Genomic DNA, 25,695 nt, shown 5'->3' on the forward strand with positions numbered 1-25,695 from the left:
GGCTAATCCTCCCGGGTGCCGAGAAGGCCCTTGGGCCGGAAAATCAGGATCAGCACGAGGAACAGGTACGGCAGGATGGGCGCCACCTGCGAGATCGTGAGCTTGAGCAGTTCGTAGCCGAAGGTCTGTTCGGTCACGGCAACGCCAACCGCTTGCAGCGCTGTCGCGAGCGACTCGTCCATCGCCACCGCAAAGGTCTGCACGATACCGATCAACAGCGACGCCAGGAAGGCGCCCGCCAGCGAACCCATGCCGCCGACCACGACAACCACGAAGATGATCGATCCGACCGATGCGGCCATTGCGGGTTCAGTGACGTAGGTATTGCCTCCGATGACCCCGGCGAGACCGGCCAGTGCCGCACCGCCGCCGAACACCATCATGAAGATGCGCGGCACGTTGTGACCTAGCGCCTCGACCATTTCAGGGTGCTTGAGTGCCGCCTGGATCACCAGCCCGATGCGAGTGCGCGTGAGCAGCAGCCAGACCGACACCAGCATCAGCATCGCGACCAGCATGATGAAGGAGCGCGACTTGGGAAACTGCGTGCCGTACAACGAAAAAAGCGGACCCTGCAATTGGGTCGGCAGGCCGTAAGGCACCGTCGAGCGGCCCCAGATGAGTTGCACCAGTTCGAGGATGAGGTACGACAGGCCGAAGGTGACGAGCAGTTCGGGCACATGGCCGAACTTGTGTACACGCCGCAGGCTGTAGCGCTCGAAAGCCGCGCCCAGCAGACCGACCAGCAGCGGCGCTAAAAACAGCGCCGGCCAGAAGCCGACCACGCCCGAGACGGTATAGGCCAGGTACGCACCCAGCATGTAGAAGCTGGTGTGCGCGAAATTGAGGACGCCCATCATGCTGAAGATCAGGGTCAGGCCCGAACTCAGCATGAACAGCAGCAGCCCGTAGCTGACGCCATTGAGCAGCGAGATAGCGAAAAATTCGACGTTCATCGTTCTCTCGAATTACATGCGGATGAAATGGAAAAAAGAAAAAGGCCCGATGGTTTAGGTCGGGCCTCGACACACTTTAAAAGCAGACAGCGATCAGGGCCGCTTCATCTGGCACGACGTCGGCGTGCTGGCCACATAGGGCTCGTAGTACTTGACCGGCGCCAGCGTGTAGCCCGTGTTTTCCGGGCTGTACGGATACTTGGCGCTGGCCTTTTCCCATTTTGCGATGTACAGACCCTGCTGGATCTGGTGGTCGGCCTTGCGCAGTTCCACTTCACCGTTGAAGCTCTTGAACTTCATGCCTTCCATGGCAGCCGCCACCTTGACGGGGTCGGTCGACTTGGCCTTGACGAAGGCCTGGGTCAGGGCCTCGAATACGGTGTAAATATCGGACGTGTACAGGTCGTCGTTGAACTTCGCCTTGAATTCGGCGGCATACCGCTGCATGTCGCCGCCCATGTTGTAGTGGGCGTAGCCGACCTGGTACACCTTGCCGTCGGATGCCGCGCCCATCGCGGTCGGCGTGCCGGTGGTCACGGCGTAGTAGGTGTAGAACTTGACGTTGAGGCCCGAGTCGTTGGCTGCTTTGATCAGCAGCGCCAGATCGGAGCCCCAGTTGCCGGTGATGACCGTGTCAGCGCCCGACGCCTTGATCTTGGCGATGTAGGGCGCGAAGTCGCGAACCTGCGCCAGTGGATGCAGGTCGTCGCCGACGATCTGGATGTCGGGGCGCTTGTCTTTCAGGTTGGCCTTGGCGAACTTCGAGACCTGCTGGCCGTGCGAATAGTTCTGGCCAATGATGTAGACCTTCTTGATTTCCGGCTGGTCCTTCATGTAGGTGGTCAGCGCCTCCATCTTCATCGAGGTGTCGGCGTCGAAGCGATACTGCCAATAGCTGCACTTGCTGTTGGTCAGGTCGGGGTCGACCGCCGCGTAGTTCAGGTAAAGCGCCTCTTTGCCAGGGTTGCGCGCGTTGTTCTTCTCGAGTGCATCGATGATGGCCAGCGCGGGGCCGGAGCCATTGCCTTGAACGATGTAGCGCGCGCCCTGGTCCATGGCCGAACGCAACGCGCTCGTAGTCTCTTGCGGGCTCAACTTGTTGTCGATGCCGATGATTTCGAACTTGACGCCGGCTGCGTTTTTCTTGTTGAACTCTTCAGCGAAGAACTGGAAGGTCTTGAGCTGGTTGGTGCCGACCGCGGCCATCAAGCCTGACAGTGGATCGAGCCAGCCGATCTTGACGGTTTCGCCTTTTTGGGCGAACGCGCCGGTGGCACTTGCCACGAGGATGGTGGCGGTGAGGAATTTAAGGGCGAACTTCATTCTGTGTCTCCTGTTACTTGGCTGTCGAGTCGAATCGAGGTTACAAGCCTTTCCTGCCTCGATGCTCAGGGAATGCCCGTAAGCGCACCTGCCCGAGGGCCGTTTTCCGCCGGTTTCTATCGCGCAGGCGACAGCAATTTCTACCGGGCGGTAGAACGCCGATCGACACATTCATTTGCATGCCGATCACCAGGCCTTTACAAAGCGCCGGGACGATCTCGACATCGCCGCTGAAGCTCTTGATCTTCATGCCTTCCAACGCCGCCGCCACCTTGACCGGGTCGGTCGATCTGGTCTTGGCGAAGACGTTGTCGAGCAGCGCGAAGACGTGATGGATCGATGTCTGCACCATGTCGTCGTTCATCTTCTTTTTGTAGCCGACGATGTCCTTCTGGCGCCAGGCCTGAACCGTTGCCCTGCATGGTGTAACGCGCACCCTGGTCTCGCGCCGACCGCAGCGCGCTCGTGGTTTCTTGCGCGCTCAGCTTGTTGTCGATGCCGATGACCTCGAACTTTGACGGTCTTAGAAAAAATGCCACAGGTGCCGGTAGCCACGCGCCATGAAAAATAGGACGCCCAAGCGTCCTTTTGAATCACGTCACATCACGCTGATGGCAACTTGTAGTCCCTGAGTTGCTCACGCAGTTTTGTTTTGAGGATCTTGCCGGTGGCACCGATCGGGATCGCTTCGATGAACACCACGTCATCGGGAATTTGCCACTTGGCAGTCTTGCCTTCATAGAACTTCAGCAACTCTTCGCGTGTGACCTCGCCCCCAGGCTTCTTGACCACGACAACGATCGGCCGCTCGTCCCACTTCGGATGCGCCACGCCCACGCAGGCCGCCATCGCGATGGCTGGATGCGCGACGGCGATGTTCTCGATGTCGATCGAGCTGATCCATTCGCCGCCGGACTTGATGACATCCTTGCTGCGGTCGGTGATCTGCAAGTAGCCGTCGGCGTCGATGGTCGCGACGTCGCCTGTCGGGAACCAGCCGCGGTGCTGCGCGTCGGGAATGAGCGGGTCGCCGCCCTCGCCCTTGAAGTATTCCTTGACGATCCACGGGCCCTTGACCAGCAAATCGCCATACGCCTTGCCGTCCCACGGCAGCTCCTCGCCTGCGCCGTCGACGATCTTCATGTCGACGCCGAATATCGCGCGGCCCTGCTTCATGCGGATGAGGGTCTGCGCCTCGGGTGGCAGCGACAAATGCTTGTTCTTCAAAGTGCACAGCGTTCCGAGCGGGCTCATCTCCGTCATGCCCCAGGCGTGCAGCACCTCGACGTTGTACTGGTCCTGAAAGGCCTTGATCATGGCCGGCGGACAGGCCGAACCACCGATCACCGTGCGGTTCAGTTTGGAGAACTTCAGCTCGTTGGTCTGCATGTGGCCGAGCATCATTTGCCAGACCGTCGGCACGCCTGCCGCGAAGGTCACGCCTTCGGATTCGATGAGTTCGAAGATCGACTTGCCGTCCATCGCCGGCCCCGGAAACACCAGCTTGGCACCCACCAGCGCCGCCGAGTACGGAATGCCCCAGGCATTGACGTGAAACATCGGCACTACCGGCAATACCGAGTCGCGTGCCGAGATGCACATCACGTCGGGCAACGCCGCAGCGTAGGCGTGAAGGATGGTCGAGCGGTGGCTGTAAAGCGCTGCCTTCGGGTTGCCGGTGGTGCCGCTCGTGTAGCACATGCTCGATGCCGAGTTTTCGTCGAAGGTCGGCCAATCGTAGACGGTCGAATGGGTACCCATCCACGCTTCATAGCTCACCAGGTTCGGGATACCGGTATCGGCGGGCAGCTTGTCGGCATCGCACAGCGCGACGTATTTCTTGATCGATGGGCAACGTGCGTGCACCGCCTGCACCAGCGGCAGAAAGGTCATGTCGAAGCACAGGATCTGGTCTTCAGCGTGGTTGGCGATCCAGGCGATCTGGTCGGGATGCAGTCGCGGGTTGATGGTGTGCAGCACGCGGCCGGTACCGCTGACGCCGTAGTAGAGCTCCAGATGGCGATACCCGTTCCAGGCCAGCGTGGCGACGCGGTCGCTGAAGATCAGTTGCTCTTCATCCAGCGCGTTGGCGACCTGGCGGGATCGGGATGCGATCTGGCTCCAGGTGCTGCGGTGAATGTCGCCTTCGACCCGACGAGAAACGATTTCGGCGTCGCCGTGGTGGCGCTCGGCAAATTCGATCAGCGACGAGATCGAAAGTGGTTGGTCTTGCATCAAACCCAGCATGGGGAAATTCCTTAAAAGATCGAAAAGCGAAAACGAAAAAATAGCAAAAGAAATCGTTGCGGGAGTATTGCGCAGTGCAGCAGCGCGCCGATGGGGGAATGCCCCATGTCGACGCTCGGGTCCGTGCGGCGCGTGCGGCCTTTTCAACTGCCGGACAATGGGGAATGACTTTTTCTTCTATTGCCGAGCTTGCTGTCGTTGCCCCGCTGGCCGATTCAGACAGCGGGTTGAACTTCGACAATCGATTCGCCGCGCTCAGCTCGGCTTTCTTCACCCGGCTGCAGCCGACGCCCCTGCCCGATCCTTACTGGGTTGGCCGCAGCGACGCGACCGCGCGGTTGCTCGGGCTCGACGCCGACTGGTTCGCCTCCGACTCGGCCCTCGGCGTGCTCACCGGCAACGCCCTGCTTGCCGGGATGGCGCCGCTCTCGAGCGTCTACAGCGGCCATCAGTTTGGCGTGTGGGCTGGCCAGCTCGGGGACGGGCGCGCGATCCTGCTCGGCGAAACCGCTGCGAAACCCGAAACGTCGGGATTCGAATTGCAATTGAAGGGCGCCGGCCTCACGCCCTACTCTCGCATGGGCGACGGTCGGGCGGTGCTGCGGTCGAGCATCCGCGAGTTCCTCTGCAGCGAGGCGATGCATGGCCTGGGCATTGCGACCACGCGCGCGCTGAGCGTGACCGGCTCCGATGCCCGTGTGCGGCGCGAAGAAATCGAAACTGCCGCGGTGGTCGCGCGTGTCGCGCCGAGCTTCATCCGGTTCGGTCACTTCGAGCACTTCGCTGCCAACCAGAAAGAAGGCGAGTTGCGGACACTGGCCGACTTCGTGATCGACAACTTCTATCCGGCCTGCCGGACGACGGACCGATTCGGCGGCAACGCCTACGCCGCCTTTCTCGAGGCCGTCAGTGAGCGCACAGCCGCGTTGATGGCGCAATGGCAAGCGGTCGGCTTTTGCCACGGCGTGATGAACACAGACAACATGAGCATCCTCGGGCTCACGATCGACTACGGCCCGTTTCAGTTTCTCGACGGCTTCGATCCGCAGCACATCTGCAACCACAGCGACAGCAGCGGCCGCTATGCCTTCAACCAACAGCCGAACGTCGCTTACTGGAATTTGTTTTGCCTGGCGCAAGCGCTTCTGCCGCTGATCGGCGAGCAGGAGGTCGCGGTGGCCGCACTGGAGTCGTACAAAGCGGTGTTTCCGAGCGCGTTCGAAGCGCGGATGCGGGCCAAGCTCGGGCTCGAAGGCCTGTCGGAGCCGGCTGAAGGCGACCGCGCGCTGATCGAGGGAGTGCTGAAACTGCTGGCCGCAGAGAAAGTCGACTGGACGATCTTCTGGCGTCGCCTGTCGCACCATGTCGGCGCGGCCAGTGTAGAAGGCGCCGCCGCGGCCAATGCTGAACCCGTGCGCGACCTTTTCATCGATCGCGAGGGCTTCGACGCCTGGCTGCTATCATTTTCAAAGCGCCACACCGGCGTTGCGTCCGACGCGGCAGTCCGATTGATGCTCGCGACCAACCCGAAGTTCGTGCTGCGGAACCACCTCGGGCAGCAGGCGATCGAACTGGCGCAAGGCACTTCGCCCGGTGCCGGCAAAGACTTCAGCGGCGTCGAGCGCTTGCTCAGACTGCTTGAAACCCCATTTGAAGAACATCCCGGCTTCGACCAATATGCCGGTTTCCCGCCCGACTGGGCTTCCTCCATCGAAATCAGCTGCTCCTCATGACCACACCCGTCCAGAAAACCGACGCCGAATGGAAGGCCATCCTGTCCGAAAAAGGCGCTGAACCCGTCGCCTTCGAGGTTACGCGCCATGCGGCCACCGAGCGCCCCTACACCGGCAAGTACGAAGCCGAATGGGCCGACGGCACGTATCACTGCATCTGTTGCGGCGCCAAGCTGTTCGAAGCCGGCAAGAAGTTCGACGCCGGCTGCGGCTGGCCCAGCTTTTCCGAAGAAGCCGTGCCGGGCGCGATCAAGGACATCGTCGACCGTTCGCACGGCATGACGCGCACCGAAAACGTGTGCGCGAACTGCGGCGCGCATCTCGGTCACGTGTTTCCAGACGGCCCGACCGACACCGGCCTGCGCTACTGCATGAATTCCGCCTCGCTGGATTTCCAGAAAAAGCCTGAATGAAGCTTGTCCTCGACTTCTTTCCTATCCTGCTGTTTTTCGGCGCGTACAAGCTCGCCGACATCTACACTGCGACCGCCGTGCTGATGGGCGCGACCGTGCTGCAAATGCTCATCACCTACTTCAGGGAGGGCAAGCTACAGACGATGCAGAAGGCGACGCTGGTGTTGATCCTGCTGTTCGGCACGCTGACGCTGGTGTTGCACGACGACCGCTTTATCAAATGGAAGCCGACGGTCTTGTATTCGGCCATGGCGGTTGCGCTCGCCATTGCCTACTGGGTCGCAAAGAAGAACTTTCTGCAGATGATGCTGGGCCAGCAACTGCAATTGCCCGACCGCATCTGGACTCACCTGAACATCGCGTGGATTTGCTATTGCCTCTTCATGGCGGCGATCAATGGTTATGTGGCGGCGTACTTCACGACAGAGGCTTGGGTCAATTTCAAGCTTTGGGGCTACGTGTTCCCGATCGCGTTTTTGGTCGTGCAAGGCCTCTACATTTCGCCGCATCTGAAATCGGACGAGCAGTCATCGTGAACACCGAGACGACCATGACCATTGCGCTTCCGACCACTGCTTCGCTGGAGGCAGCATTGCGTGAAGCCTTGCAGCCCACATCGCTCGAAGTCCTCGATGAAAGCGCCTCGCATGCTGGTCACTCGGGCGCCAACGCCGAGGGCTACGGCACCCATTTCAGGGTGCGCATCGCTTCGCCGTTGTTCGACGGAAAGTCCCGTTTGGCGCGCCATCGCCTTGTGTATCATTCCTTGGAGAATTTCATCGCACAGGGCCTTCACGCCATTGCCATCGAGACCCTTTAGGGTCCTCACTTTCCCACCTTCTCCAATGAAAAAACAAATCCTGAAGGCCGTCACGGCCACGGTGCTGATCGGCACGTTTTCTTTTGCAGCACTGGCGCAAAACGCCGCCATCGTCAACGGCAAGGCAGTCCCCAAAACCCGCATGGACATGCTTGCCCAGCAACTTGCCGCCGCGGGCCGCCCGGTCACCCCCGAAATGCAGCCGCAACTTCGCGAGGAAGTCATCACCCGCGAAGTGTTCATGCAAGAGGCGCAAAAGCAGGCGCTCGATGCCAATGACGACTACAAGGCGCAGCTCGAACTGGCGCGCCAGGCCATCATGATTCGCCAGCTGTTCGAAAACTTCAAGAAGACACATCCGGTGACCGATGCCGAAGTGCAGGCCGAGTACGACAAGTTCGTCGCGGCCAACGGCGGCAAGGAATACAAGTCACGGCATATCCTGGTTGAAACGAAAGACCAGGCCGACAAGATCATGGCGGACCTCAAAAAGGGCGGCAAGTTCGAAGACATTGCCAAAAAGCAGAGCAAGGACCCAGGTTCGGGCGCGAAGGGCGGTGACCTCGACTGGGCCAATCCGGGAAGTTTCGTTCCTGAATTCTCGGAAGCGCTGATCAAGCTCAAGAAGGGCGAGACCACATCGGAACCGATCAAGTCGCAGTTCGGCTATCACATCATCCGGCTCGACGACGTGCGCCAGGCGCAGTTGCCGAAGGTCGACGAAGTCAAGCCGCAGATCACGCAACAGTTGCAGCAGCAGCGCCTGCAGAAGTACCAGGAAGATCTCCGCGCCGCGGCCAAGATCGAGTAAGCGTCGAAAACAGCGCCGCGGAACACTGCGGCACAAAGAAAAAGCGGCCCGCGGGCCGCTTTTTTCATGGGCCGTTCACCCAACCCACTTGCGCGCGTTGCGCCAAAGTTGCGACCACGGGCTCAGCGCACTTCGGTCGCCCGATGTCCAGCTCATTTGCACGTTGCGTGACACCCGCTCCGGGTGCGGCATCACTGCCGTGAACCGGCCGTCGGCCGTCGTCACCGCCGTCAACCCACCGGCGCTGCCGTTCGGGTTGGACGGGTACTGCTCGGTCGGCTGGCCGTGGTTGTCGACAAAGCGCATCGATGCGATGGCCTTTACTGCGTCGCCGCGGTGCTTGAAGTTGGCATAGCCCTCGCCATGCGAAACCACGATCGGCAGCTTGGCCCCCGCCATGCCGGCAAAAAACAGGCTCGGCGATTCGAGCACTTCGACCATCGACAGGCGCGCTTCAAAGCGTTCGCTCTGGTTCGTCGTGAAGCGCGGCCAGGCTTCGGCACCGGGAATGATGTCGGCCAGCTCGGCGAACATCTGGCAGCCATTGCACACACCGAGTCCGAAAATGTCGGTACGGCTGAAGAACGACTGGAACTGCGCCGAGAGCTTCGGGTTGAAGGTAATGCTGCGCGCCCAGCCGATGCCTGCACCCAGCGTGTCGCCGTAGCTGAATCCACCACACGCGACCACACCCTTGAAGTCCGCCAGGTCGGCACGGCCGGTCTGCAGGTCGGTCATGTGGATGTCGAACGCCTCGAAGCCGGCTTCGGTGAAAGCGTAGGCCATTTCGACGTGCGAGTTGACGCCTTGCTCGCGGAGGATGGCGACTTTGGGGCGAGTCTTCAAATAGGCCGCGGAGCTGTCGCCCCCGCCCCAACCCTCTCCCGCCGGGGGAGCGGGTAACTCGAGGTGCAGGCCGGGGTCTTGGGGATCACCGGCTGACGCGTGTTCTGCGTCGGCGCAGGCGGGGTTGTCGCGCTCGCGGGCGATCTTCCAGCTGACGGCATCCCAGACCTGGTGCAAGTCGTGCAGGCTGGCGCTGAAGACCGACTTGGCATCGCGCCAGACTTCGACCTTGCCTTTGCCGCTGTCCATCGGCGCAGCGGCTGGCCGCGTCTTGCCGACGAAGTGGCTGTGGGCACTGAGCCCGTGCGTGCGCAACAACTGCATGACGTCGTTGCGATCGGCGGTGCGCACTTGCAGCAACATGCCGAGCTCTTCGTTGAAGAGCGCCTTGAGCGTCAGCTCCTCGCGCCGTGCGCTCACTTGCGTCGCCCAGTTCTTCGCGTCACCCGTCTCCATGCGGCTGTCCGAAATGCCATCGCCTTCGGTGACCAGCATGTCGACGTTGAGCGACACGCCCACGTGCCCTGCGAACGCCATCTCGCAGGCGGCAGCGAACAGCCCGCCATCGCTGCGATCGTGCATCGCCAGGATCTTGCCGTCGGCACGCAAGGCGTTCACCGCGTTGACCAGTGCGACCAGCTGCGCGGGATCGTCCAGGTCGGGCACCACGTCGCCGCTCTGGCCGAGCGTTTGCGAAAGGATGCTGCCGGCCATGCGGTGTTGGCCGCGCCCGAGGTCGATCAGCACCAGCGTCGTGTCGAGTTCGATGGCATCGAGCTGCGGCGTCAGCGTGCCGCGCACGTCGGTCAGCGTGGCGAAGGCGGTGACGATCAGGCTCACCGGCGAGGTGACCTTTTTCTTCGCGCCGCCGTCACCGGAGGGGCCTTGTGGTTCGGTCCACTGCGTGCGCATCGACAGCGAATCCTTGCCTACCGGAATCGACACGCCGAGCGCCGGGCACAGCTCCAGACCCACCGCTTTCACGGTTTCGTACAGCGCCGCGTCTTCGCCAGGCTCACCGCACGCCGCCATCCAGTTGGCAGACAGCTTGACGCGCGACAACTCGATCGGCGCCGCCAGCAGATTCGTTATCGCCTCGCCGACTGCCATGCGGCCAGAAGCCGGCGCGTCGTATACGGCCAGCGGCGTGCGCTCGCCCATGCTCATCGCCTCGCCCGCGAAGCCCTTGTAGTCGGCCAGCGTGACGGCGCAGTCCGCCACCGGCACCTGCCACGGACCGACCATCTGGTCGCGGTGCGTGAGGCCACCTACGGTGCGATCGCCGATGGTGATGAGGAAGCGCTTCGAGGCTACGGTCGGGTGCGAGAGCACGTCGATCGCGGCCTTTTGCAGGTCGACGCCGGTAAGTTCGAGCGGCTTGAATCGGCGGGCGACGGACTTGACGTCGCGGTGCATTTTGGGGGGCTTGCCAAGGAGGACGTCCATAGGCATGTCGACCGGCTCGGTTGCTGCGCTTTCATCGGCCACGATCAGCTGCCGCGACTCGGTCGCCACGCCCACGACCGAAAACGGACACCTCTCCCGTTCACAAAACGCCTTGAAGACTTCGAGCGATTCCGGCGCAATCGCCAGCACGTAGCGCTCCTGGCTTTCGTTGCACCAGATTTCTTTAGGCGCCATGCCGGACTCTTCGAGCGGTACCGCACGCAGGTCGAAGCGAGCGCCGCGGCCGGCATCGTTACTCAGTTCGGGGAATGCATTGCTCAGGCCGCCGGCGCCCACATCGTGGATCGCAAGGATCGGGTTGGCCGCGCCCTGCTGCCAGCAATGGTTGATGACCTCCTGCGCGCGCCGCTCGATCTCCGGATTGCCGCGCTGCACAGAGTCGAAGTCGAGTTGCGCCGCGTTGGCGCCAGTCGCCATCGAGCTCGCGGCGCTGCCGCCCATGCCGATGCGCATGCCGGGGCCGCCGAGCTGGATCAGCAGCGAGCCAGCCGGAAACAGGATCTTCTTGGTCTGGATGGCGTCGATGCTGCCGAGGCCGCCGGCGATCATGATCGGCTTGTGATAACCCCGTTGCACCGTGTCGACGTCGCTGGCGATCGCCTGCTCGTACTCACGGAAGTAGCCGAGCAGATTGGGCCGGCCGAATTCGTTATTGAACGCGGCGCCGCCCAGCGGACCCTCCGTCATGATCTGCAGCGGGCTCGCGATGTGCTCCGGCTTGCCATACTGGGCGGCGGCCTCGGGCCACAGCGTCGACACGGTAAAGCCGGTCAGGCCGGCCTTGGGCTTGGAGCCCCGGCCGGTCGCGCCCTCGTCGCGGATTTCACCGCCCGCACCTGTCGATGCGCCCGGAAATGGAGAAATGGCGGTCGGATGGTTGTGGGTCTCGACCTTCATCAGCACGTGGTGCAATGCGTCGTCCTTCTGGTAGCTACCGGAAGCGTCGGCCATGAAGCGCTCGATGTGCGAGCCTTCCATCACCGAGGCGTTGTCTGAATACGCCACCACCGTGTGCTGAGGGTTCTGCTTCTCCGTGTGGCGAATCATCGAGAACAGGCTTTGAGGCTGCGCCTTGCCGTCGATGGTGAAGTCGGCATTGAAGATCTTGTGGCGGCAGTGCTCGCTGTTGGCCTGCGCGAACATCATCAGCTCGACGTCGCTCGGGTTGCGCCCGAGCTTGGTGAAGGCGTCGACCAGGTAGTCGATTTCGTCGTCGGCCAGGGCCAGGCCGAAGGTCGTGTTGGCTGCGGCCAGTGCGGCCCTGCCCCCGACCAGCACGTCGACCTGAACCATTGGCTGCGCTGGCAGTTCCGCGAACAGTGCGGCAGCACCTTCGACGCCGGGCAGCACCGACTCGGTCATGCGGTCGTGCAGCAGCGCGGCGACCGCCACCAGCTTTTCGTCGCCGAGCACCGGCGCCTTGCCGATGAGGGGTGATTTCAAACTCAAGTGGTATTGCGTGACGCGCTCGACGCGGCGTAGCGCGAGCCCGCAGTTATGCGCGATGTCGGTCGCTTTCGAAGCCCACGGCGAGACCGTACCGAGCCGCGGGGTGACGACCAGCGTGGTGGAACTTTTCGGCGCCAGGAAGGGCTCGCCGTAGGTCAGCAATGCCGCCAGATGCTCGCGCTCCGCGGCCGTCGGCGTGGTGTCGGTGACGACCAGGTGCACGAATCGCGCGGCAAACCCGTCGATCTTCGGCTCGATGGCCTGCAGCCGGGGCAGCAACTGGCGCGCTCGAAAGTCACTGAGTGCGGTCCCGCCCTCGAACAAGGTCACGACAGGAGTCACTAAAGAAGTGGCGGTGGGAACGGACTGCGTCACGATGATGGCCTGGGCCGGGAGACCGACCGGAGAAAAGGAAGAACAAAGAAGAACTTCAGACCGGATGGCCGCTGACTGGGGCCATCCGCATGAGCCTTCAAGTTTAACGGGGGGCCGATGGGATAATTCGGACATGAGCATTACCTACAACAACGCCGAAGGCATTGCCGCGATGCGCGTGGCCGGCAGGCTGGGCTCCGAGGTGCTGGACTACCTCACGCCCTTCATTCAGCCCGGCATCACGACCAACGAAATCGACCGCCTGGCGGCCGAGTACATGGTCAAGCAAGGCACCACCTCCGCGACAGTCGGCTACATGGGCGCCAGCAGCGTGCCCTTCCCTAAATCGCTGTGTACCTCGGTCAATCACGTGGTCTGCCACGGCATCCCGAACGACAAGCCCCTCAAGAAGGGCGACGTCATGAACATCGACGTCACCGTCGTCAAGGACGGTTGGTTCGGTGACAACAGCCGGATGTTCGTGATTGGCGACGCGTCGATCGCGGCCAAGCGCCTGTGCGCCATCACCTACGACGCGATGTGGCACGGCATCCTGCAGGTGCGTCCCGGCGCGCATTTGGGAGACGTCGGGCACGCCATTCAAAAGTTCGCTGAAGGGCATGGTTTCTCGATCGTCCGCGAGTTTTGCGGACACGGTGTCGGCCGGCACTTTCATGAAGAACCGCAGGTGCTGCACTATGGCCGCCCCGGCACCATGGAAGAACTCAAGCCCGGCATGATCTTCACCATCGAGCCGATGATCAACGCCGGCAGGCGTGACATCAAGGAAGACGCCAAGGCCGGCCAGTACGACGGCTGGACCATCGTCACGCGCGATCATTCGTTGTCGGCGCAGTGGGAGCATTCGGTGCTGGTGACCGAAACCGGCTACGAGGTGCTGACCCTGTCGGCCGGCAGCCCGCCGCCGCCTTCGTTCGTCACCGCCACCAAAACCTGATCGATGACAGCCCGTTCGACCGACATGGTGTGATCGAAGCTCCGAACATCGACGTGGGGATGCTGCGCGAGTCGTATCGCGCAGACAAGCTCGCCCTGTTCGACACGCTGCGCTTTGCCCGCGCACCGACCCGCAGCGTGCACGGTGTGTTGCGCCAGCTGTCGGCATTGGCCGACGAGACGCTGCGCATGCTCTGGCAAGACGCTGATTTCGGCAATGAGCTGGTGCTGGCAGCCGTCGGCGGTTTCGGTCGCGGCGAGCTCTTTCCGTATTCCGATGTCGATGTGCTGTTGTTGCTGCCGGCCAGCCATGCCGACTCCATCGACCCCGGCCGCATCGAGGCTTTTATCGGCCGCTGCTGGGATGCCGGTCTCGAGATCGGGTCGAGCGTTCGCACCATCGACGAATGCTTGGGTGAGGCCGAAAAAGACGTCACGGTGCAGACGTCGCTGCTCGAATCGCGGCTGATTGCCGGCGACAAGAAGCTCTACACCAGCTTTCGCAAACGCTTCACGGCGGCCATCGACCCGCAGGCTTTCTTCGCTGCCAAGTCGCAAGAAATGCGGCATCGGCATCAAAAGTACGACAACACGCCCTACGCGCTGGAACCCAACTGCAAGGAATCGCCGGGAGGGCTGCGCGACCTGCAGACCATTCTGTGGATGACCAAGGCGGCCGGCTTCGGCAGTCGCTGGGACGACCTCGCCAAAAGCGGCTTGGCGACCGTTTTCGAAGTTCAGCAGATCAAGCGCAACGAGGCGCTGCTCAGCCTGATTCGCGCGCGCCTTCACGTGATCGCCAACCGGCGCGAAGACCGGCTGGTGTTCGACTTGCAGACGGCCGTGGCAGCCACCTTCGGCTACGAGGGCATTTCGCAGCGCAAGGCCAGCGAGGCGCTGATGCGGCGCTATTACTGGGCGGCCAAGGCGGTGACGCAGCTGAACCAGATCATGCTGCTCAACATCGCCGAGCGACTGCAGCCGCAGGCCGATCAGCCAACCCGTATCAACGACCGCTTCTTCGAGAAAGGCGGGTTGATCGAGATCGCCAGCGACGACCTGTACCAGCGCGATCCGCACGCGATTCTCGAAACGTTCCTGCTGTATCAGAAGACCATCGGAGTGAATGGCCTTTCGCCGCGCACGCTGCGGGCGCTGTACAACGCGCGCCGCGTCATGGACAGCAAGTTTCGCAACGACAGGGTGAATCACATCACCTTCATGCGCATGCTGCTGGAGCCGCGCGGCATCACGCACGCGATGCGGCTGATGAACCAGACGTCGGTGCTGGGCCGCTACCTGCGCGTGTTCCGGAGCATCGTCGGGCAGATGCAGCACGACCTGTTCCACGTCTACACGGTCGACCAGCACATCCTCATGGTGCTGCGAAACGTAAGGCGCTTTTTCGTGGCCGAGCACGCGCACGAGTACCCGTTTTGTTCGCAGCTCGCGGCCGGCTGGGACAAGCCGTGGGTGCTCTATGTGGCGGCCGTGTACCACGACATCGCCAAGGGCCGCGGCGGCGATCACTCCACGCTCGGTGCGCGCGACGTGCGGCGTTTTTGCCAGCAGCACGACATCGGCCGCGAAGACACGAAGCTCATCGAATTTCTGGTGACCGAGCACCTGACCATGAGCACGGTCGCGCAAAAGCAGGACCTGAGCGACGCGGAAGTGATCGGCGCTTTCGCCAAGCGTGTCGGCAGCGAGCGTTACCTGACCGGCCTCTACCTGCTGACCATCGCCGACATCCGCGGCACCTCGCCGCGTGTCTGGAACGCGTGGAAAGGCAAGCTGCTCGAAGACCTGTACCGCGCCACGCTGCGTACGCTCGGCGGCCACATGCCGGATGCGGGTGCCGAGATCGAAGCGCGCAAGCACGACGCCCTGGTGCAACTGGCTTTGTATGCGGAGCGTTTCGAGTCGCACAAGGCACTGTGGGAGACGCTCGACGTCGGCTACTTCATGCGGCACGACGCGTCGGAAATTGCCTGGCATGCCAAGCAGCTGTCGCGTCACGTGCCGATGCGCGGGGTGCCGATCGATCCGTCGACGCAGCCCATCGTGCGGGCTCGGCTGTCGCCCATCGGCGAGGGACTGCAGGTGGTCGTGTACACGCCCGACCAGCCCGATCTGTTCGTGCGCATCTGCGGCTACTTCGACCAGTCGTCGTTCAGCATCATCGACGCCAAGGTCCACACCACGAGCAACGGCTACGCGCTCGATACCTTCCAGATCGTGACCGCCTTCGCGCCGGAGCACTACCGCGACCTGATGAGCATGGTCGAGACGGGCCTCGCCAAGGCGCTCGAAGAAACCGGACCCCTGCCCGCGCCGAGCAAGGGGCGCGTGTCGCGCCGCGTGCGCAGCTTTCCAATCAACCCGCGCATCAGCCTGGTGCCGGACGACAAGGCGCAGCGCTGGGTTCTCAACATCTCGGCGAGTGACCGTGCAGGCCTGTTGTATTCGGTGGCACGGGTGCTGGCGCACCATCACCTGAATCTGCAACTCGCCAAGGTTACGACCCTGGGCGAGCGGGTGGAAGACAGCTTTTTGATCAGCGGCCCCGAGCTGCAGGGCCAGCGCGCCCAGCTGGCCATCCAGACCGAGTTGCTCGAAGCGCTCGCGCCCTGATCAGCCACCGAACATTCCGGAGTTATTTCGATGACCGAGCCCACCGACACCGTCTACCTCATCGATGTCGACAACACGCTGCTCGACAATGACCGGATCATTGCCGACCTGCGGCAACATCTCGAAGAGGCGTTCGGCATGGCCAGCGCCGATCGTTACTGGGAAACGCTGGAAACGCTGCGGACCGAGCTTGGCTACGTCGATTACCTCGGCGCGCTGCAGCACTATCGCAACGACGAGAGCCTGCGTGGCATGAAGGACTCGCGCTTGCTGCTGATGTCCGGCTACCTGATCGACTATCCGTTCGCCGACCGTGTGTATCCGGGCGCACTGGATGCGCTGAAGGCGCTTCGGCAACGCGGCCCTGTCGCCATCGTGTCGGACGGCGATGTCGTCTTTCAACCGCGCAAAGTGCAACAGGCTGCGCTCTGGGACGCCGTCGAAGGCCGCGTCCTGATCTACGTGCACAAAGAGCAGATGCTGGACGCCATCTCCGCGGCCTACCCTGCCCGGCACTACGTGATGATCGACGACAAGCTGCGCATCCTGTCGGCCATGAAGGCCGTTTGGGGTGCGCGCCTGACCACCGTTTTCGTGCGCCAGGGCCATTACGCGCTCGACACGCAAGCCCTTGCCGCCTATGCGCCTGCCGACATCACCGTCGAGCGCATCGGCGATCTCGTCGACTACCAGTGGCCGGCTTTGCCGGAGACATGACCGGAGACATGACATGAGCCAGAACATCAGCCCCCTCGCCGGCCAGCCGGCACCGTACGCTTCGCTGGTCAATGTGCCGCGGCTCGTCTCGGCCTACTACAGCGGCCGGCCCGATGCGTCGGTGGCGGCGCAGCGCGTGGCCTTCGGTACTTCGGGCCATCGCGGCTCGTCTTTCGACGACTCGTTCAACGAGTGGCATGTGCTGGCGATCACGCAGGCCATCTGCGACTTTCGGAAGCAAAAGGGCATCGACGGCCCTTTGTTTCTGGGCATCGACACGCATGCGCTGTCGACGCCGGCGTTCGCCAGTGCGGTGGAAGTGCTGGCCGCGAATGGCGTCGAGCTGATGCTGTCGAAAGACGACGAGTACACGCCGACGCCGGCCGTGTCGCACGCCATCCTGGTGTACAACCGCGGTCGAAAAATCGGCCCGGGCAGCGGGCTGGCCGACGGTATCGTGGTGTCGCCCTCGCACAATCCGCCCGAGAGTGGCGGCTTCAAATACAACCCGCCGAACGGGGGACCCGCCGGCACCGACATCACGTCGGCGGTCGAGGCTGCAGCCAACGCGATGCTGGCCAACGGACTTGCCGGCGTGAAGCGGATGCCGCTGGCGCAGGCGCTTAAAGCATCGACCACGCATCGCCATGACTTCCTCAACAATTACGTCGAAGACCTCGCCAGCGTGATCGACATGGACGCCATCCGCGGTGCCGAAGTCGAGATGGGCGTCGACCCGCTCGGCGGTGCCGGCGTCAACTACTGGGCGGCCATCGGCGCGCGCTACAAGCTCAAGCTGACAGTGCTCAACCCCGAGGTCGACCCGCGGTTTCGCTTCATGTCGCTCGACTGGGACGGGCGCATCCGCATGGACCCGTCGTCGCCCTACGCGATGCACAGCCTGGTGGAACACAAGGAGCGCTTTCCGATCATCTTCGCCTGCGACACCGACCACGACCGTCACGGCATCGTCACGCGCACGTCGGGCCTGATGCAGCCGAACAGTTACCTGGCGGTGATGGTCGATTACCTCTTCACGCACCGCCCGCATTGGTCGGCATCGGCGTCCGTCGGCAAGACGCTGGTCAGCAGCAGCATGATCGACCGCGTGGCTGCGAGCGTGGGCCGCAAGGTGTACGAGGTGCCGGTCGGCTTCAAGTGGTTCGTCGACGGACTGGTCGACGGTTCGCTCGGCTTCGGCGGCGAGGAGAGCGCCGGCGCGACCTTTCTGCGTCGCGATGGCGCGGTCTGGACGACCGACAAGGACGGACTCATCGCCGCCCTGCTCTCTGGCGAGATCAAGGCGCAGACCGGGCGCGACCCGGGCGAGCGCTATGCCGAGTTGACCGCCGCGCTCGGCAAGCCGGTGTCTGATCGAGTCGATGCGGCCGCCACGCCGGCGCAAAAGAAGCGCCTGTCGACGTTGTCGCCAGCGCAGATCACCTCCACGCAACTGGCCGGGGAAAAAGTCGTGAACGTCTTGAGCAACGCACCGGGCAACGGCGCAGCGTTGGGCGGCGTCAAGGTCATGACCGAGAACGGCTGGTTCGCGGCACGGCCTTCGGGCACCGAGAACATCTACAAGATCTACGGCGAGAGCTTCCTGGGTGAAGCGCATTTGCAGCGGATTCTGGGTGAGGCGCAGACGGTGGTGGACCAGGCGCTGGGCGACTGAACAGACCGAATCGGACGCCGCGCAGACACTGCGCCTGGCGCGTCAGTCGCGCCCCGTTGACAGCCGGCGTTCCAGCCACGCGCTGTAGCGCGACAGGCTGAAGCACAGCACCCAGTAGACCGCGGCAAGGAACAGGTAGCCTTCGAGGTAGAACGGCCGCCAGGTGGTATCACCGCCGAGCGCCAGGCCCAGCGCGCCGGTCAGTTCGAACAAGCCGACGATGGTCACGAGCGAGGTGTCTTTCAACGTGCCGACCACGCTGTTGGTCAGGGCAGGAACGACCAGTCGCAGCGCTTGCGGCAGGATGATGTCGCGCTGCACCGGCCAGCGGCCGAAGCCCAGCGCCATCGCCACGTCGGTCTGCCCGCGCGGCACCGCCTGCAGTCCGCCACGGATGATCTCCGCCAGGTAGGCGGCGACGAACAACGCCAGGCCAGCCAGCACGCGCACCAGCACGTCGGGCTGCCATCCCGAAGGCCACAGCAGCGGCAGCAAAAACGACGCCATGAACAACACCGAGATCAACGGCACGCCGCGCACCAGCTCGATATAGGTAGCGCTCAAGGTGCGCACCACAGGCCATTTGGAGCGGCGCCCCAAAGCCAGCAGCAACGCCAGCGGAAAGGCCAGCGCCAGACTGACCACCGCCAGGCTGATGGTGAGCGGAAGGCCACCCCAACGGCTGGTCGGCACGTAGACAAGGCCGAGCCAGCCACCGCGCATCAGCACCACGAAAACCACCAGCGTGACGACCCACAGCGGCAGCAGCCAGACGCGCCAGCTGCGCGGCCAGGCACTCAGCAGCGTCGTCGTGGTCAGCACGGCAACGGCGACAGCGGGACGCCATTGGTCTTCGTACGGATAGCGGCCGAACAGAATGGGGCGCCATTTTTCGGCGATCACGCCCCAGCAGGCACCGTGATGGCCGGCCGCTCGACAGGCCTCGGCGTCGGGTCGGAACACCGCGTGCAACACGGCCCAGTCGAACACGTATACGCCGACCCATGCGAACAACGCCAGCAGCACGACCGTGAACACGCTTCGCACCGGCGAGCCGAACAGTTCGCTGCGCCAGGCGATCCGGTCGTTCATTGCCACCCCCGCAACGCAACCCGCGCATTGTAAAAATTCATCGCGCCCGAGATCGACAACGACAACGCCAGGTAGACCGCCATGATGATGGCGATGCATTCGAAAGTGCGGCCGGTCGAGTTGAAGGATGTGTTGGCGATCGACATCAGCTCCGGATAGCCGACCGCCACCGCCAGCGACGAGTTCTTCGTGAGGCTCAGCAATTGGTTTGTGAGCGACGGCACGATCACCCGCAGCGCTTGCGGCAGTACGACGATGCGCAGTTGCTGCAGCGGCGTGAGGCCGAGCGCCTGCGCAGCGAGCTTCTGACCTTGTGAGACCGAACCGATGCCGGCCCGCACGATCTCCGCGACGAACGCGGCCGTGTACGCCGCGAGCCCGATCACCACCGTGAGGTATTCCGGGCTAAGTGCCGCACCGCCAGTCACGTTGAAACTGCTGCGCTCGGGCCAGTCGAAATGCGACGGCCACCAGGCGCCGGCCTCGCGCACCGGCCACGGGATCGTCAGGCCGTCCTTGCTGAGCCACACGCCGCGCACCAGCTCGATGGCTTCGGTCGAATCGGGCAGCAGCTGCGTGAGTGCGAAGTACAGCATCAGCATCTGCACGAGAAGCGGGATGTTGCGCAGCGTCTGCACGTACGCGCCGCAGATGCCGCGCACCAGCACGTGCGGCGCGAGCCGGCCGATGCCGATCAACGTGCCGAACACGACGGCCAGGATCGAGGCCGGCACCGCGGCGCGCAGCGTGTTGATCAGTCCCGCCAGAAAAGCGCGCCAGTATGGTTGCCCCGCCTCGAAATCGAGCCAGCCCTCACCGATGCCGAAGCCGGCTGGGTCAAGCAAAAAATCGAAGCCCGACTGCACGCCGCGCGCGCGCAAAACGCCCAGCGCATGCAACACCAGCCAGACGGCACCGCCCGCGATGGCGGCGAGCAGCAGGGCCTGAACGACCCAGGCGATCCAGCGGCCGGACGCCGCCCCCTTCACCGGACAGGAGGGGCGTACATCAGGCCGCCCTTGCTCCACAGGTTGTTGACGCCGCGCGGCAGCTTCAGCACCGACTTGGGTCCGACGTTGCGTTCGAAGATTTCACCGTAATTGCCGACCGCCTTGATGGCGCGGTACGACCAGTCCTTGTCGAGCCCGAGCAGCTTGCCGAGGTCGTCGCTGGTGCCGAGCAGCCGTTGCTGCGCCGGGTCTTTGCTGTCTGTCTTGAGCGTGTCGATGTTGGCCTGCGTGATGCCGACCTCCTCCGCCTCGATGAGCGCGTTGGGCACCCACTTGGCGATGGCGAACCACTCGTCGTCGCCACGGCGCACCAGTGGCGCGAGCGGTTCCTTGGAGATCAACTCGGGAAGGATCAGGTAGTCGTCGGCATTGGGCGCCTCCTTGTTTCGCAGGCCGGCAAGGGCCGAGGCATCGGTCGTGAAGGCCTGGCAACGGCCTGCGAAGAAGGCCTTGAACGAGGCCTCGAAGCTTTCGAACACGACGGTCTTGATCGGGATGTTCTGCGCCTTGAACCAGTCCGACACGTTCTTCTCGTTGGTGGTGCCCGACTGCGTGCAGATGGTCGCCCCCTTGAGTTGCTTGGCGCTCGTCACCTTGATCTTCTTCGGCACCAGGAAGCCCTGCCCGTCGTAGTAATTGATCGTCGTGAAGTTGAAGCCGAGCGAGGCATCGCGCGTCAGGTTCCATGTCGTATTGCGCGCCAGGATGTCGACCTCGCCGGCCTGCAGGGCGGAAAAGCGCTGCTGCGAATTGAGCGGCACGAAGTCGACCTTCTTGGGATCACCCAGCACCGCCGCCGCAATGGCGCGGCAGCTGTCGACGTCGAGGCCCGACCAGTTGCCTTGCGTGTCCGGTGCGGAGAAACCGGCGACGCCGTTGGTGACGCCGCATTTGACGGTGCCGCGCTGCTTGACCGCATCGAGCGTCTTGCCGGCAAAAGCCGACACCGAAGCGCCAAGCGCAAGGATGGAAAGGGCTGCAGCGGCAGCCGGTACGAGCGTCGGACGAATGCTTTTCATGGTGTTGTGATTCAGTGCCTAAAAGTGCGTAGAACGATTTTTGGCAGTGTACGCAGGATGCGCCCCACAGTTCATTAACATCCTCGCACCTCAACCTGATAACGGAGAAACCCAATGACCCGAAGCGATGACACCGGCAAACTGATCCTCCGCCTTGCCCTTGGGATCCTCATCCTGCTGCATGGCATCGCCAAACTGAAAGGGGGCGTCGGTTTCGTCTCGAGCCAGCTGTCGTCACACGGCTTGCCGCCGTTGCTGGCTTATGGCGTCTACATTGGCGAAGTCATTGCACCGGCGCTCATCATCATCGGGTTCTTCACACGACCCGCCGCCTGGATCATTGCACTCAACATGTTGTTCGCCATCTACCTGGTGCACATGGGCGACCTGAGCGCGCTGAGCAAGCAAGGCGGCTGGCAACTCGAGTTGCAAGGCATGTTCCTGGCGGCGGCGGTAGCGGTCGGTTTTCTGGGCGCAGGCGGCTTGAGCCTCGGCGGCCGCACCGGCCGTTTCAACTAGTCTCCTGCGCTGGCACAGTCAGTCGTCTTCGCTTGCATCGAGGCCTGGAAACAGAACCTCGGTGAAGCCGAAGCGAGAAAAGTCGCGCACGCGCATCGGGTACAGCTTGCCGAGCAAATGGTCGACCTCGTGCTGCACGACCCTCGCATGAAAGCCGCTCACCGTGCGGTCGATCGGGTCGCCGTACGGATCGAACCCGGTGTAACGAATGTGGGCGAAGCGCGGCACCACGCCGCGCAAGCCCGGCACCGAAAGGCAGCCCTCCCAACCCTCTTCTTCTTCATCGCCGAGCGGCGTGATGACGGGGTTCACAAGGACGGTGCGCGGCACGATCGATGCGTCCGGGTAGCGTGGATTGACAGCGTCGGTACCGAAGATCACCAGCTGCTGATCGACGCCAATCTGCGGCGCGGCCAGGCCGGCGCCACTCACCGAGTGCATGGTCTCGAACATGTCGCGCACCAACAGGTGCAACTCGTCGGTATCGAATGCGTCCACCCGTAGCGCGATGCGCAGCAAACGGGGGTCGCCCATCTTCAAAATTTCGTGTGTGGCCATGCGGAGATTATCGCGAGGCTCAGCGCCTGAAGCCGCCGCCGCCGCGCCCGCCGCCATAGCCCGGCCGGCCACCACCACCGTAACCGGGTCGGGGTGCGAAGCCTGGACGCGGCGTGAAGCCTGGCCTTGGACCATACCCCGGTCGGCCATACGCGCCGGGACGGTTCCAGTACCCCGGACGCCCACCGTAGTAGCCGCGACCGCCGTAATAGCCGGAATATCCGTAGTTGCCATAGAGGCCCAGATACACCGGCGGCGCGACGACAAATGGGTCGGCGTAGTACGGAGCGGAATAGGCCGGGTAGCCCACGTCGGTGTACACCACGGAGCCGGCCGGTGCGACCGCACAACCGCTCAAAGCCAGTGCGCCCGCGATACCCGCAGCCCAGGCAGCTGCAATACGAACACTTGTTCTCATCAGGAATTCCTCATGCACCAGACGGTGGCGACAGTGCTTCGTGAGGCTGTGCATACGCTATCAGCGGATGCTCGCATGTGCGATCAACCAAACGGGACGTCAGCGCCAGCCGCCATGACCGTAGTACCCGCCTCGGCCGCCGTAGTAACCACGGTCGTAGCCGCCGCCACGATAGTAGCCCCCGATGCCGATAGATATGGCCGGCGCTGGAACGACCACGGGGCCCGGCTGGGCATAAACCGCCTGCCCGTATTCGTTGTAGCCCTGGTAGCCGGGATAGCCCGGAGGCGCGACCACGCAGCCGGTGAGAAGCAACATGGTGCCGGCTGTAGCAGCCATGGCGATCGAACGCAGATATTTCATGAGGGTTCTCCTGTTCAGAATCATCCAACGCGAGCGCTGCGCGGTTGTTGACCCGAGTTTTGTGAAGCTGGGTAACGCTGCGTAAAGCAGCCGTAACATCCGCGCTCTCACATCCGCGGCCCTCACATCCACGCCCCTCACATCCGCGTCATTCGAACGCCAACGTCATGCCGCGCTTGTCAACAGCGCGAGCATCGCCGCTTCGTCGATCACCGCGACACCGAGCGTATGCGCCTTTTCAAGCTTGCTCCCCGCCTCTTCGCCAGCGACGACATAGTCGGTTTTCTTGCTCACCGAGCCCGCCACTTTGGCGCCTGCCGTCTCCAGCAGGTCCTTGGCCTCGTCGCGGCTCAGGGTCGGCAGTGTTCCGGTGATGACAAAAGTCTTGCCAGCGAGCGGCAGCGCAATGCGCGGCGCGGGCTCGCCCTCTTTCCAGGTCAGGCCACAAGCGCGAAGCTGCTCGACCACTTCGCGGTTGTGCGGTTGGTCGAAAAACGTTCGCAAACTTTTCGCGACCACCGGGCCGACATCGTTCACTTCGAGCAGCTCAGCTTCGGTGGCGTCCATGATCGAGTCGAGCTTGCCGAAGTGCTTGGCCAGATCCTTCGCGGTGCTCTCGCCGACGTGCCGCACACCCAGCCCGAACAAAAAGCGCGGCAAGGTCGTCTCTTTCGATTTTTCGAGCGCATCGACGATGTTCCTGGCCGACTTTTCCGCCATGCGATCGAGCCCGACCAGCGTGGTGAAACCGAGCTTGTACAGATCGGGCAAGGTACGGATGAGGTTGGCGTCGACCAACTGCTCGACCAGCTTGTCGCCCAAGCCTTCGACCTCGACCGCGCGGCGGGCCGCGAAGTGCAATATCGCTTCCTTGCGCTGGGCTGCGCAGAACAAGCCGCCGGTGCAGCGGTAGTCCACTTCGTCCTCTTCGCGCACCGCGTCGGAGCCGCAGATCGGGCACTTGTGCGGCATGGTGAAGACAGGGCCGCGTTGGTCGTCCGGCAAAGCAGCGCTGTCGGGCGCCAGTCCCACGACTTCCGGAATCACATCGCCCGCGCGGCGCACGATCACCGTGTCGCCGACACGCACATCCTTGCGCCGCGTTTCGTCTTCGTTGTGCAGCGTGGCATTGGTTACCGTGACGCCGCCGACGAACACCGGCGCCAGCTTGGCGACCGGCGTGAGCTTGCCGGTGCGCCCGACCTGGATCTCGATCGCCTGCACCGTCGTCAACTGCTCCTGTGCCGGGTACTTATGCGCCACGGCCCAGCGCGGCTCGCGCGATACGAAGCCCAGCCGCCGCTGGAGCTCGACGCTGTCGACCTTGTAGACCACACCGTCGATGTCGTATGGCAAGGCATCGCGCTGCCGCCCGATGTTCTCGTGAAACGCGATGAGTTCGACGGCACCGCTGGCACGCGTCGTCTGCGTCGCGACCGGAAATCCCCACGAATGAAACTGCTGCAGCCAGTCGAATTGCGTCGGGCAATCGGGGCCGCCTAGTTCGGGTGGCGAAACCTCACCCAGGCCGTACGCGAAGAAGCTCAACGGCCGGGCGGCTGCGATGGCGGGATCGAGTTGCCGCACCGCCCCGGCCGCGGCGTTGCGCGGATTGACGAACACTTTTTCGTTCTTCTGACCGGCCGCGATCTTCCCGCGCTGGCGCTCGTTCAGCGCGTCGAAATCGGCGCGCTTCATGTAGACCTCGCCGCGCACTTCGACCACCGGTGGCGGGGGCGCCTCGCCGGCAAGCCTCAGAGGAATCTGCTGAACCGTGCGGATGTTCTGCGTGACCTCTTCGCCCACTTCGCCGTCGCCGCGCGTCGCGGCCTGCACCAGCACGCCGTGTTCGTAGCGCAGGTTGATGGCCAGGCCGTCGAACTTGAGCTCGCACACATAAGCGATCTGCGCCGCGTCTTCGGCCAGGCCGAGTTCGCGCCGCACGCGCGCGTCGAAAGCGTTGGCGCCGGTCGAGGTGATGTCGGTCTCGGTGCGAATCGACAGCATCGGCACGCTGTGGCGGACCTTGACGAAGCCTTCGAGCACCTTGCCGCCCACGCGCTGCGTTGGCGAATCGGGCGCTCGGAGCTCGGGATGTTCGGCTTCGATCGCTTGCAGCCGCTGGAACAGCTTGTCGTACTCGGCGTCGGGCAGCTCGGGCGCATCCAGCACGTAGTACAGGTGCGCATGATGGCGCAGCTTTTCAGTCAGCGCTGCCGCTTGATTTGCGGGGTCGCGTTCGGCCTCCTTTGCGGCCTGATCGCGCTTCGTCATCGTATGTCTCCGGGAGTCG

At 63.3% G+C, this 25,695-nt stretch carries 21 protein-coding genes and 2 pseudogenes; 10 read left to right on the top strand and 13 right to left on the bottom strand.

Annotation, left to right across the window (positions count from 1 at the left end):
• Positions 1 to 2 precede the first annotated feature (2 nt).
• The 5 genes and pseudogenes from RCH10_RS15615 to RCH10_RS15635 all read right to left on the bottom strand — a co-directional run bounded on the left by RCH10_RS15615 (position 3) and on the right by RCH10_RS15635 (position 4,526).
• Entirely contained in the window at positions 3 to 956 is a 954-nt protein-coding gene (locus RCH10_RS15615) for a branched-chain amino acid ABC transporter permease (protein WP_409053097.1), read from the bottom strand.
• Between the two features lie 93 nt (positions 957 to 1,049).
• Positions 1,050 to 2,279, bottom strand: a complete 1,230-nt coding sequence (locus RCH10_RS15620; RefSeq protein WP_409053098.1) for a branched-chain amino acid ABC transporter substrate-binding protein — start codon at positions 2,277 to 2,279, stop codon at positions 1,050 to 1,052.
• A gap of 214 nt (positions 2,280 to 2,493) precedes the next feature.
• Positions 2,494 to 2,655 (bottom strand): annotated as a pseudogene (locus RCH10_RS15625) (branched-chain amino acid ABC transporter substrate-binding protein); the annotation flags it as partial.
• Positions 2,618 to 2,794: pseudogene (locus RCH10_RS15630) on the bottom strand (branched-chain amino acid ABC transporter substrate-binding protein); the annotation flags it as partial. The pseudogenes RCH10_RS15625 and RCH10_RS15630, both read right to left, overlap by 38 nt.
• Positions 2,795 to 2,882: 88 nt before the next feature.
• The gene (locus RCH10_RS15635) at positions 2,883 to 4,526 is read right to left on the bottom strand and encodes a 3-(methylthio)propionyl-CoA ligase (protein WP_187051841.1); all 1,644 of its coding nucleotides are present in this window, start codon (positions 4,524 to 4,526) and stop codon (positions 2,883 to 2,885) included.
• 164 nt (positions 4,527 to 4,690) lie between these two features.
• On the opposite strand from RCH10_RS15635, the gene RCH10_RS15640 reads away from it, so the two are divergent.
• The 5 genes from RCH10_RS15640 to RCH10_RS15660 are packed head-to-tail and all read left to right on the top strand — an operon-like array spanning position 4,691 to position 8,303.
• On the top strand, positions 4,691 to 6,259 hold the full coding sequence (locus RCH10_RS15640) for a protein adenylyltransferase SelO (RefSeq protein ID WP_409053099.1): 1,569 nt from the start codon (positions 4,691 to 4,693) through the stop codon (positions 6,257 to 6,259).
• Entirely contained in the window at positions 6,256 to 6,672 is a 417-nt protein-coding gene (gene msrB / locus RCH10_RS15645) for a peptide-methionine (R)-S-oxide reductase MsrB (RefSeq protein ID WP_409053100.1), read from the top strand. Before RCH10_RS15640 ends, msrB begins: the two co-directional genes overlap by 4 nt.
• The gene (locus RCH10_RS15650; RefSeq protein WP_409053101.1) at positions 6,669 to 7,208 is read left to right on the top strand and encodes a septation protein A; all 540 of its coding nucleotides are present in this window, start codon (positions 6,669 to 6,671) and stop codon (positions 7,206 to 7,208) included. Before msrB ends, RCH10_RS15650 begins: the two co-directional genes overlap by 4 nt.
• A gap of 14 nt (positions 7,209 to 7,222) precedes the next feature.
• Positions 7,223 to 7,492: a BolA family transcriptional regulator gene (locus RCH10_RS15655; RefSeq protein WP_187055026.1), complete on the top strand. Its 270-nt coding sequence runs from the start codon at positions 7,223 to 7,225 to the stop codon at positions 7,490 to 7,492.
• A gap of 25 nt (positions 7,493 to 7,517) precedes the next feature.
• Entirely contained in the window at positions 7,518 to 8,303 is a 786-nt protein-coding gene (locus RCH10_RS15660) for a peptidylprolyl isomerase (RefSeq protein ID WP_323495912.1), read from the top strand.
• A 75-nt stretch (positions 8,304 to 8,378) separates the two neighbouring features.
• Here the strand turns inward: RCH10_RS15660 and purL are convergent, their stop codons facing one another.
• Positions 8,379 to 12,395 (bottom strand): phosphoribosylformylglycinamidine synthase, encoded by a 4,017-nt coding sequence (purL, locus tag RCH10_RS15665; RefSeq protein ID WP_409053102.1) that lies wholly within the window; start codon positions 12,393 to 12,395, stop codon positions 8,379 to 8,381.
• A 178-nt stretch (positions 12,396 to 12,573) separates the two neighbouring features.
• On the opposite strand from purL, the gene map reads away from it, so the two are divergent.
• Genes map through pgm form a run of 4 tightly spaced genes read left to right on the top strand, consistent with a single transcriptional unit; the run spans position 12,574 to position 18,423 of the window.
• Entirely contained in the window at positions 12,574 to 13,398 is an 825-nt protein-coding gene (gene map / locus RCH10_RS15670; RefSeq protein ID WP_409053103.1) for a type I methionyl aminopeptidase, read from the top strand.
• Between the two features lie 29 nt (positions 13,399 to 13,427).
• Entirely contained in the window at positions 13,428 to 16,031 is a 2,604-nt protein-coding gene (locus RCH10_RS15675) for a [protein-PII] uridylyltransferase (protein ID WP_409053104.1), read from the top strand.
• Between the two features lie 30 nt (positions 16,032 to 16,061).
• Positions 16,062 to 16,748, top strand: coding sequence for an HAD family hydrolase (locus RCH10_RS15680; RefSeq protein WP_323501070.1), 687 nt, complete (start codon positions 16,062 to 16,064; stop codon positions 16,746 to 16,748).
• Between the two features lie 13 nt (positions 16,749 to 16,761).
• Positions 16,762 to 18,423, top strand: a complete 1,662-nt coding sequence (gene pgm / locus RCH10_RS15685) for a phosphoglucomutase (alpha-D-glucose-1,6-bisphosphate-dependent) (protein ID WP_323501071.1) — start codon at positions 16,762 to 16,764, stop codon at positions 18,421 to 18,423.
• 42 nt (positions 18,424 to 18,465) lie between these two features.
• On the opposite strand, the gene RCH10_RS15690 is transcribed toward pgm, so the two are convergent.
• From RCH10_RS15690 to RCH10_RS15700, 3 genes are read right to left on the bottom strand one after another with little or no spacing between them, the layout of a single operon-like run.
• A complete protein-coding gene (locus tag RCH10_RS15690) occupies positions 18,466 to 19,515 on the bottom strand; it encodes an amino acid ABC transporter permease (protein WP_409053105.1) in 1,050 nt (349 codons plus the stop codon).
• A complete protein-coding gene (locus RCH10_RS15695; protein ID WP_187051831.1) occupies positions 19,512 to 20,504 on the bottom strand; it encodes an amino acid ABC transporter permease in 993 nt (330 codons plus the stop codon). Before RCH10_RS15695 ends, RCH10_RS15690 begins: the two co-directional genes overlap by 4 nt.
• Positions 20,501 to 21,544 carry an amino acid ABC transporter substrate-binding protein gene (locus tag RCH10_RS15700; RefSeq protein WP_323501073.1) on the bottom strand — a complete coding sequence of 348 codons (1,044 nt, stop codon included), beginning with the start codon at positions 21,542 to 21,544 and terminating at the stop codon, positions 20,501 to 20,503. Before RCH10_RS15700 ends, RCH10_RS15695 begins: the two co-directional genes overlap by 4 nt.
• A gap of 114 nt (positions 21,545 to 21,658) precedes the next feature.
• On the opposite strand from RCH10_RS15700, the gene RCH10_RS15705 reads away from it, so the two are divergent.
• Positions 21,659 to 22,063 carry a DoxX family protein gene (locus tag RCH10_RS15705; protein ID WP_409053106.1) on the top strand — a complete coding sequence of 135 codons (405 nt, stop codon included), beginning with the start codon at positions 21,659 to 21,661 and terminating at the stop codon, positions 22,061 to 22,063.
• A gap of 18 nt (positions 22,064 to 22,081) precedes the next feature.
• Here the strand turns inward: RCH10_RS15705 and def are convergent, their stop codons facing one another.
• The 4 genes from def to ligA form a co-directional block, all read right to left on the bottom strand.
• Positions 22,082 to 22,621 (bottom strand): peptide deformylase, encoded by a 540-nt coding sequence (def, locus tag RCH10_RS15710; protein WP_409053107.1) that lies wholly within the window; start codon positions 22,619 to 22,621, stop codon positions 22,082 to 22,084.
• Positions 22,622 to 22,640: 19 nt separating this feature from the next.
• Positions 22,641 to 23,039: a hypothetical protein gene (locus tag RCH10_RS15715; protein ID WP_409053108.1), complete on the bottom strand. Its 399-nt coding sequence runs from the start codon at positions 23,037 to 23,039 to the stop codon at positions 22,641 to 22,643.
• 99 nt (positions 23,040 to 23,138) lie between these two features.
• Positions 23,139 to 23,402, bottom strand: a complete 264-nt coding sequence (locus tag RCH10_RS15720) for a hypothetical protein (RefSeq protein ID WP_323501076.1) — start codon at positions 23,400 to 23,402, stop codon at positions 23,139 to 23,141.
• Between the two features lie 165 nt (positions 23,403 to 23,567).
• Positions 23,568 to 25,676: an NAD-dependent DNA ligase LigA gene (gene ligA, locus RCH10_RS15725; protein WP_409053109.1), complete on the bottom strand. Its 2,109-nt coding sequence runs from the start codon at positions 25,674 to 25,676 to the stop codon at positions 23,568 to 23,570.
• Between the last annotated feature and the right edge of the window lie 19 nt (positions 25,677 to 25,695).

This window comes from Variovorax sp. GrIS 2.14 (assembly GCF_046115955.1).
Lineage (GTDB): Bacteria > Pseudomonadota > Gammaproteobacteria > Burkholderiales > Burkholderiaceae_C > Variovorax.